Source organism: Streptomyces sp. SID486 (assembly GCF_009865385.1).
Lineage (GTDB): Bacteria > Actinomycetota > Actinomycetes > Streptomycetales > Streptomycetaceae > Streptomyces.
On the sequence record NZ_WWJT01000225.1, the window covers coordinates 1 to 8,811 of the forward strand.

8 protein-coding genes are annotated in these 8,811 nt (G+C 74.0%); 2 read left to right on the top strand and 6 right to left on the bottom strand.

Annotated features, from left to right (window positions below; all coding sequences use genetic code 11):
- Positions 1 to 921 (bottom strand): diiron oxygenase (locus GT045_RS11815; protein ID WP_161334121.1); only part of this gene is annotated, 921 nt, incomplete at its 3' end.
- Between the two features lie 148 nt (positions 922 to 1,069).
- On the opposite strand from GT045_RS11815, the gene GT045_RS11820 reads away from it, so the two are divergent.
- Entirely contained in the window at positions 1,070 to 1,906 is an 837-nt protein-coding gene (locus GT045_RS11820) for a hypothetical protein (protein WP_202527848.1), read from the top strand.
- A 17-nt stretch (positions 1,907 to 1,923) separates the two neighbouring features.
- On the opposite strand, the gene GT045_RS11825 is transcribed toward GT045_RS11820, so the two are convergent.
- From GT045_RS11825 to GT045_RS11845, 5 genes are all read right to left on the bottom strand, one after another.
- Complete coding sequence (locus tag GT045_RS11825; RefSeq protein ID WP_202527856.1) at positions 1,924 to 3,381, bottom strand: penicillin-binding transpeptidase domain-containing protein; 1,458 nt, start codon at positions 3,379 to 3,381, stop codon at positions 1,924 to 1,926.
- A gap of 35 nt (positions 3,382 to 3,416) precedes the next feature.
- Entirely contained in the window at positions 3,417 to 4,778 is a 1,362-nt protein-coding gene (locus tag GT045_RS11830; protein ID WP_161295486.1) for an FtsW/RodA/SpoVE family cell cycle protein, read from the bottom strand.
- Between the two features lie 150 nt (positions 4,779 to 4,928).
- A complete protein-coding gene (locus tag GT045_RS11835; protein ID WP_161295488.1) occupies positions 4,929 to 6,173 on the bottom strand; it encodes a HAMP domain-containing sensor histidine kinase in 1,245 nt (414 codons plus the stop codon).
- Positions 6,170 to 7,012: a hypothetical protein gene (locus tag GT045_RS11840; protein ID WP_161334124.1), complete on the bottom strand. Its 843-nt coding sequence runs from the start codon at positions 7,010 to 7,012 to the stop codon at positions 6,170 to 6,172. The genes GT045_RS11835 and GT045_RS11840 overlap by 4 nt, the downstream gene beginning before the upstream one ends.
- A gap of 198 nt (positions 7,013 to 7,210) precedes the next feature.
- On the bottom strand, positions 7,211 to 7,717 hold the full coding sequence (locus GT045_RS11845; RefSeq protein WP_161295490.1) for a dual specificity protein phosphatase family protein: 507 nt from the start codon (positions 7,715 to 7,717) through the stop codon (positions 7,211 to 7,213).
- A 100-nt stretch (positions 7,718 to 7,817) separates the two neighbouring features.
- Between GT045_RS11845 and GT045_RS11850 the strand changes: the two genes are divergently transcribed.
- Complete coding sequence (locus GT045_RS11850; RefSeq protein ID WP_161334125.1) at positions 7,818 to 8,627, top strand: nuclease-related domain-containing protein; 810 nt, start codon at positions 7,818 to 7,820, stop codon at positions 8,625 to 8,627.
- Positions 8,628 to 8,811: the final 184 nt, after the last annotated feature.

Genomic DNA, 8,811 nt, shown 5'->3' on the forward strand with positions numbered 1-8,811 from the left:
CGACCTCCACAGCCGGCGCCCGACGCCCCGCAGTACCCCTATGTCGTCCAGGAAGTCGGTCAGCCGCTTGGCGCCGCTCTGCATGACCTCGCGGCGGTGTCCGCTGGCCTTCACCTGCGCCAGCGCCTCCCGCTTGTCCAGGCCGACGTTGGTGTAGACGTCGGGGTTGACGAAGGCGACGGAGAACACGCGGGCGAACTCGCCGGAGGTGACCCGGGTGAACTCCTGCGACCACTTCGGTGCGGTCACCATCTGGCGCCGCAGCTCCTCGCGGGCGTACCGGACGTGCCGCGCCTCCTCCACCACGTGGATCCGCGTGACACCCCGGATGAGCGGCTGGACCCGCTCGTCCGGGAAGGTCAGCCGCTGCATCCAGTCCAGCACCTCCTCGCCGAGCAGCGTGGCGGTGAAGGAGCCGGGGGTCGTGGAGATCGTCTTGAACAGGCGGCCGAGGTTCTGGTGGGCGCGGCCCACCGGGTACCAGGGCGTGCCGCCGCGCGAGATCACCCGGGCGAACATCTTCGAGTGCCGGCACTCGTCCTCGATCTCGGTGAGCGCGTACCGCACGTGGGCGCTCGTCGCCGCCTTGTCGTAGATGTGCCGGACCAGCAGCTGCATCAGGATCAGCTCGAACCAGATGCCGAGCGAGGCCAGGGCCGCGGCCTCGTGCTGGGAGAGCAGGATGCGCTGTTCCTCGCTCATCCGCCGCCACATCGGGGTGTCGTACAGCGAGACCAGCTCCGGCGGCCAGAACCACTTGCCCTCCTCGAAGGGCGCGTCCCAGTCCAGCTCCTTGTCCGGGTCGAAGGAGTGCTTGGCGGAGGAGGCCAGCAGCCGTTCGGCCACCTGCTCCCGGTCCTTGAGAAGGCCGAGCGCGTCGCGCAGGCCGTCCAGCGCGTCCGCTTCCGTCAGGGTCGTCATGGCTCCCTCACCTCGTTACCCGGGGGTAGTCGTCCTGCTCTTATGAGACTGCTTGTCAGCAAGCCCGTCAATCCCCCGCGCAGGACTTGTTGGCCCGGTGTCCGGTGCCCGGCCCCTCACCCGGGTGCAGTAGCGTGCTGGCGTGTCCATGCCTCCGCCGCCGTACCCGCACCAGCCCCAGCCGCCCTACGGCGGTCAGCCCCCGTACGGCCAGCAGGCCCCGGGTCCCTACAGCCCGCCCTCGCCGTACCCCGAGCAGCAGCCCTACCCCGGGCCGCCCCACTCCCCGCAGCCGCCCTACGCGCAACAGCCCTACCCCGGCTGGGGCGTGCCGCCCATGGCGCCGCCGCCGAAGAAGCGCAGGCTCGGGCTGGTGCTCGGCATCGTCGGCGGTGTCGTCACGCTCGGCATCGTGGGCCTGGTGCTGCTCGGGGCGGTGGCGGAGAGCGGCTTCCCCGAGGCGAGGAACAAGCTCGTCCTGCCCAGGACCCTGCTCGACGACAAGTACGAACTCGCCGCCGACCTCTCCGACAGCGAGGGGCAGCGGATCGAGGACGACGTCGACGGCGCCTGGGACGCCAAGGTCACCGACGCCGTCATGGGCCGCTACAGCCCGGGCGGCGACGACAGCCGGGGCAGCCTCATGGTGTCGGGCCTCTACGGCCGGTTCAAGAACACGGCCCACGGCCGGCACGCCATGCTCAAGGGAGCCGGCGACGCCGACGGCGTGACGGTGGCGGTGCCCGCCAGGGACATCACCCCCACGGGCACGGACCTCACGGTCAGCTGTGAGGTCGTGGTCCAGAAGCAGTCCTCGCTGACGCTCACCTACCCGTTCTGCGCCTGGGCGGACGGCAACACCGCGGCCATGGTGGCCAGGATCGACACGAGCGCCCTGCACGCCGTCCCCGCCGACGTGGACCTGGACGCCGCCGCGCGCGACGCCGCCGCGGTCCGCACCGAGATGCTCACCCCGATCGGCTGACCGCACGGCGCCCGCCCTCACCTGCCGAGGACGGCCCGCATCACCTCCCTGGCGATCGGCGCCGCGTCTCCGCCGCCGCTGATCTCGCCCCGGTCCGCCGAGGCGTCCTCCACCACCACCGCGACCGCCACCTGCGGCTCCGGCGCGTCCCCGGACCGCGCCCAGGAGACGAACCAGGCGTACGGCACCCCGGCGTTGCCGAGCCCGTGCTGCGCCGTACCCGTCTTGCCGCCCACCAGGGCGCCCGGGATGGCCGCGTTGGTGCCGGTGCCCTCCTCGACGACACCGGCCATCAGCTCCATCAGCCGGGCGGCGGTGGACGGCCGCATCACCTGCCGTCCCGGCCGGGCCCCGCTCCCGGCGACCGTCTCACCGCCGTGCCGGGTGGTCCGGTCCACCAGATAAGGCGGGCGCAGCAGGCCGCCGTTCGCGACCGCCGCCGCGACCATCGCCATCTGCAGCGGGGTGGCCCGCGTGTTGTACTGCCCGATCGAGGACAGCGCCAGCTGCGCCTTGTCCACGTGCGGGTCGAAGGTGCTGCGCGCCACCGAGAACGGGATGCGCAGACCCGGGTCGTTGAACCCGAACGCCTGGGCCGTGGACGCCATGTCCCGCACCCCGACGTCCACGCCCAGCTTGGCGAAGACCGTGTTGCAGGACCACTCGAAGGCGTCCCGCACCGAGGCGTCCGTGCAGCCGTCGCCCTCGTTGGTGAGCCGTGTGGTGGTGCCCGGCAGCCGGTAGGGGTCCGGGGAGTCGGTCCGCGCGTCCAGGTCGGTGACCACGCCCGCGTCCAGCGCCGCCGCCGCCGTCACCACCTTGAACGTCGACCCCGGCGGATAGGTCTGCCGTACCGCCCGGTTGAGCATCGGCTTCTCCGGGTCGTGGTTGAGCCGGGCCCACGCCGAGGCCACCGCCTCGTTGTTGCCGGACAGTTCCGTGGGGTCGTACGACGGGCTGGTCACCAGCGCCAGGATCCGCCCCGTGGCCGGCTCGACGGCGGCCACCGCGCCCTTGCGCCCGGCGAGCCCCCGGTGCGCGGCCTCCTGCGCCCGCCCGTTCAGGGTCGTGACGACGTCACCGCCGGGATCCCGCCCGCGCGTCACGTCGTTCCACAGCGGCAGCGGCGCCAGCAGCGGATCGGTGCCGGAGAGCACCCCGTCCTCGGCGTGCTCCAGGAACGTCGTCCCGTACGTCTGCGAGGCGAAGCCGGTGACCGGCGCGAACAACGGACCGTCCAGGTAGCCGCGTTCGTAGCGCAGCTGCTCGCCGGTGTCCACGGACGAGGTGACGGGCCGGCCGTCCACCAGGATGTTCCCGCGCGGCTGCTGGTAACGGGCGATGGTGGCCCGGCGGTTGGCCGGGTTGTCGTCGTACTCACGGGACTGCACGACCTGCACGCGGGTGGCGTTGGCCAGCAGGGCCGCCAGCAGCAGGGCGCAGAACGCGCAGGCGTGCCGGATGTACTTCGCCATCGGCCGCCCGCCCTCGGGGAAGCCGCCGTACTCGGTCATGGGGCCTCCCGGCCGTCGTACTGGCTGCGCGCGGAGTCGCTCACCCGCACCAGCAGCGCCACGATCGCCCAGTTGGTGACCACCGAGGAGCCGCCCTGGGCGAGGAACGGCATCGCCATGCCGGTCAGCGGGATCAGCCCGGTGACCCCGCCCGCGATCACGAACACCTGCAACGCCACGATCGAGGCGAGCCCGACCGCGAGGAGCCGGCCGAACGGCTCGCGCAGCGCCAGGCCCGCCCGGTAGCCGCGCTCCACCAGCAGCGCGTACAGCAGCACGATCGCCGCCAGGCCCGCGAGGCCCAGTTCCTCCCCGGCCGTCGCCAGGATGAAGTCGGACTTGGTGGCGAAGCCGATCAGGATGGAGTGCCCGAGCCCGAGTCCCGTCCCGAGGACCCCGCCGGCGGCGAAGGCGAACAGGGACTGGGAGAGCTGGTTGGGGCCCCGCCCGGCCTCGATGGTGGCGAACGGGTGCAGCCAGTCCTCGATCCGCGCGCCCACATGCGGCTCCAGCCGCCCGACGGCGACCGCGCCGAGCACCGCGAGCACCAGCCCGACCGCGATCCAGCCGGTGCGCCCGGTGGCGACGTACAGCAGCACCACGAACAGCCCGAAGAACAGCAGCGAGGTCCCGAGATCCCGCTCCAGGACGAGCACGCCCACGCTCACCAGCCAGATCGTCAGGATCGGGCCGAGCACCCGGCCGGTCGGGAACTGCAGCCGCCACAGCCGGCGGCCGGTGTACGACAGCGCGCTGCGGTTGGCGGCCAGGTACGCGGCGAAGAACACCGCGAGCAGCACCTTCGCGAACTCACCGGGCTGGATGGAGAACCCGGCGATCCGGATCCAGATCCGGGCGCCGTTGACCGCCGGGAACAGGATCGGCAGCACCAGCAGGACGAGGGCCGCGACGACGCAGACGTACGAGTACCGCTGGAGCACCCGGTGGTCGCGCAGCACCAGGACGACACCGATGAACAGGCCCACCCCGAGCGTGGACCACACCAGCTGGGTGGGGGCCGCCCGGTCGCCCGGCGTCTCCAGGTCCAGCCGGTAGATCAGCACCAGTCCGAGGCCGTTGAGCAGCACACCGATGGGCAGCGGCAGCGGATCGGCGTACGGCGCCCGGATCCGCACCGCGATGTGGGCGAACAGGGCGAGCACGGCGAGCCCGGCTCCGTAGCCCGCGGCCCCGGGCGGCACGGTCCCGCTCCGGGCCACGCCCACCGCGCAGTAGCCGTACACGGACAGCAGGACGGCCAGCACGAGCAGGGACAGCTCGATGCCCCGGCGCCGGGGGAGGCGCGCGGCGGGTGCGGGAGCGGGGGCCGCCGCCACGGTGGTTCCGGCCTTCGTCATGCCCGGAACCTACCTAAATGCACAGCCTTGTGTCCGTTGTTCCCCGGGCGCGCCCCGAAGGGGGGCGGTCAACCGGGGGAGCGGCCCGGGGGAGTGATCTTGACGGACGCGCGGAGCGGGGGCGGGAGCCCCGGTGGAGCCGGAGGGGAGCTAGCCGGCCGAGGGCAGGCGCAGCGTGGCGACCGCGCCGCCGTCCGCCGCGTTGGCGAAGGTCAGCGTGGCGCCGAGCACCTCCGCCTGGCCCAGCGCGATGGTCAGCCCGAGTCCGTGCCCCTTGGCGCCGCCCTCGGTGCGGAACCGCTGCGGCCCGTGCGCGACGAGATAGTCCGGGTAGCCGCTGCCGTGGTCCCGCACGGTCACCACCGGGCCGTCCACGGTCACCACCACCGGTGGCGCCGCGTGCTTGTGCGCGTTGGCCACCAGGTTCCCCAGCACCCGCTCCAGCCGCCGCCGGTCGGTGTCCACCCGCACGTCCCGCAGGATCCGGACGTCCGTCTCCGTGCCCGAGGCGCGCACCGCCCGCGCGGCCAGGGCACCCAGCTCCTCGGTCTCCACCACCGGCTTCTCCCGCCCGGTGTCCAGCCGGGAGATCTCCAGCAGGTCCTCGGTGAGGGTGCGCAGCGCCGCCACCCGGTCCCGCACCAGCTCCGTGGGCCGGCCGGGCGGCAGCAGCTCGGCCGCCGCGTGCAGCCCGGTGAGCGGGGTGCGCAGCTCGTGCGCCACGTCCGCGGTGAACCGCTGCTCGCTCAGCAGCTTGCCCTGGAGCGAGGAGGCCATCGAGTCCAGCGCGGCGGCCACCGCGGCGACCTCGTCCTGCGGACGGGTCTGGTCCTTCGTACGGGGGTCGTCCACCCGGGCGTCCAGGTCACCGGCGCTGATCCGGCGCGCCACCCGCGCCGTGCCGTGCAGCCGCCGGGTCACCCGCGTCACCGCGAACACGCCGACCAGCACGGTCGCCCCGATCGCCAGCCCCGAGGACCACAGGATCGACTGGTCCAGACCGGTGATGGTGCGCGACTGCTGCGAGTAGTCGACCTCCACCGCGAGCGCCCGGCGCCCGGCCACCGGTCCCGCCGCCCACATCGTCGGGCGCCCCCGGTACATCGCCACCATCGTGCCGCGCTGCCCGCCCGCCGCCAGCGACCGCAGCGGCGCGGGCAGCCCCCTCGGGTCCACCGCGGCCCCCGGCAGCAGCGTGTCCCCCGCCTCGTACGCGTGCGTGGCGTCCGCGAGCCGGGACAGCGCCAGGTCGCGGGCCTGGCCGACGGTCTGGTCGGTCACCGAGACGTGCACCAGGACACCGAGCAGCGCGGCCAGCGCACAGCACATCACCGTGATGAAGGCGGCGGCCTTGACGGCGAGGGCCCCGGCCCAGTGGGGCAGCGCGATCCTCATCGCGCGCCCGGGGAGCCGGAGCCGGAGCCGGGGGCCGGGGCGGTGCCGGACACGGAAGGACCGGCGGTGCCGGACGCGGAAGGACCGGCCGAGGGCGAGGCCGAGGGTGAGCCCGACGGGGAGGCGGGCGGGGAGGCCGACGGGGACGGTGCCCTGCTGGGCCGGCCGTCGCCGACGTGCAGGTACTCGTCGCGGGAGAAGACCATCGCGCGCTGGCCCGGGTCCCATACCCACGTCGTGCGGTACTCGTAGCCGGAGATGTCGGCGGGCGAGCGCTCGATCAGTGCCCGTCCGGCCAGCTCCACCCCGATGATCGCGTCGTTGTCGGCGAGCACCTGCACCAGCCGGTGCCGCTCGACGGTGTAGACCCGCACCGCCGTCTGGTTGGTCGGGTACAGCCGGAAGCCGAGCGTCAGATCCGCCCGGCCGTCCCCGGTGAGGTCCCGGTAGTACGCCTTCAGCAGCGGGCACCGGGCCCGGTCCCCGCCGCGCCGGCACTCCTTCAGCCGTTCCTCCGTCGCGTGGTACGCCCCCTTGGGTCCGTAGTCGTCGGGGTGCGCCTTCATCTCCGCCTCGACGACGTCCACCGGATCCACCTTCCGGATGTCGTCGCCGGGGATCGTGACGCCCTTGACGGTCTCCCGGGTCGCCACCTGGTAGGGGTAGGCCGGGCTGGACGCGGGCCTGAGGTCCGGCCAGAGCTTCGCGGGGCTGACGGCGGTCGGGGTCGGCCCGGCACCGCGCAGGCCGCCGGTGTCCCCGCAGGCCGTCGCCGTCGCCGACAGCAGGGCGACGGCGGCCACGGCGAGGGCGGTGCGCGCGGGACGACGGGCTGGCACGGTGCTCCTGGACGTCGGGGTCGGTGGGGTCCCGTACACCCTAATTCGTGGGTTCGTAGGGAAGTGTTCTCAGATTCCGACAGAAATCCGTTTCGTACGTTTCGTGCACCGCTCGCGCGCCCCGGTGCGGGGCCGCCTCGGCGCCGGCGTCGTCCCGCGCGACTCCGGGGGGAGCCGCCGGGGGCGCTGGGGGAGAGGCTACTCGGCCAGCTCCTCCAGCAGCCGTACGGTCGCCAGGCCCGTCCGCAGGTACTCCACGAACAGCTCGTTGTGCAGCGCCCACGCCGAGCGCCGGGCCCGGATCAGCTGGATCGCCTGATCGGCCGTGTCACCCCGTCGGACCAGGGCGTGCGCGACGACCAGCCCCGACCGGTTGTAACCGTGCCGGCACCGCACGAGCACCCGGCAGCCGGCGTCCAGCGCCTCGTCCGCCGCGTGCGCCAGCCTGATCACCCCGGCCAGCTGCGTGCCGTCCAGCGGCCCGTCCGGGATCGGCCACACCCGGTGCTCCACGCCCGGACCGGGACCGTGCCCCGGCAGCCGCAGCAGGGACTGCACCACGTCGAACTCGTCCCTGACGACGGCGGGCTCCAGGCGTCCGGAACGGCCCCGGAACTCGTGCCCGCCCATCCACAGGCCGGGCACGATCTCGCTCCACGGGCTCTCCGGAGTCGGTACGTCGGGCTGCCTTCCGCGGGTCCGCAACGGTGCCTCCCCAACTCCCCCTCACGGGGCCGCCATCCACGGTAACCGGTCTTGCCCCGGGAGCACCCCGCCTGTTCCCATGGTCGAGGGGTGATGGCGCATGAGCGGACTGCGCGTGGTGCCGGCCTACCGGCACGGCCGGGAGCGGCTGTACGTCTGCCGCGAGGACGGAAGCAATGTCGCCTGGTACGACCGTGAGACGGGCCGGGTCAATCTTTTGGTGCTCGGCGAGGACGGCAGGAACGACGTGCTGCACGCCCTGAAACCCTTCCTCACCGGCCAGGTCACCGTGGGCCCGCCGCCCGTCCCCACCCCCGCCGAACTGGCCCGGCTGACCCTCCACCCGGACGACGACCTCGCCCCCAACCGCCCCGGCGAGGCCCTGCTCGTCGCCCTGGAGCGGGACCCCGGCCCCGCCCGCCGGCTGCGTCCCGACCCCCGCAGGCGCGCCCTCACCGCCGAGCAGACCGTCGGCCAGGGGCTGGACCGGCTGGAGGGCGCCGGCTGGCACACCCTGCACTCCGTCCCGCTGCCCGGCGGCGACCGCATCCACCACCTGGCGATCGGCCCCGGCGGCCTGTTCGCCGTCCACGCCCGCCACGCCCGTAGAAGCCGGGTCCTGGTCGCCGACCCGATGGTCACGCTGGGCCGCCGCGAGGCCGAACCGCTGCTGCGCAGGCTGCGCGCCGACGCCGACCGCGCCTCCTACGCCCTGACCGCCGAGGTCCGCCCGGTGCTGGCCCTGGTGGAACCGGCCGAGGTCACCGTGACGACGCAGCCGCGCGGAGTGCGGATCCTGCGGGACACCGAGCTGACCGGCCTGGCCCGGCTGGGCGGGGTGCTCAAACCGGCGGACGTCGAGGCGCTGCACGGGATGGCGCGGGACCGGAACACGTGGGGGAGGCTGTAGCACCGGCGCCGGCACGGACATCGGCGCGGGCACCGCCACAGGCGCAGGCATCGCCACAGGCGCAGGCACCGGCACCGAGGCACGCACCGACACCGGCACCGAGACATGCGCCGGCGCCGGCACCGAGGCACGCACCGGCGCCGGCACCGGCACCGAGGCACGCACCGACACCGGCACCGAGACA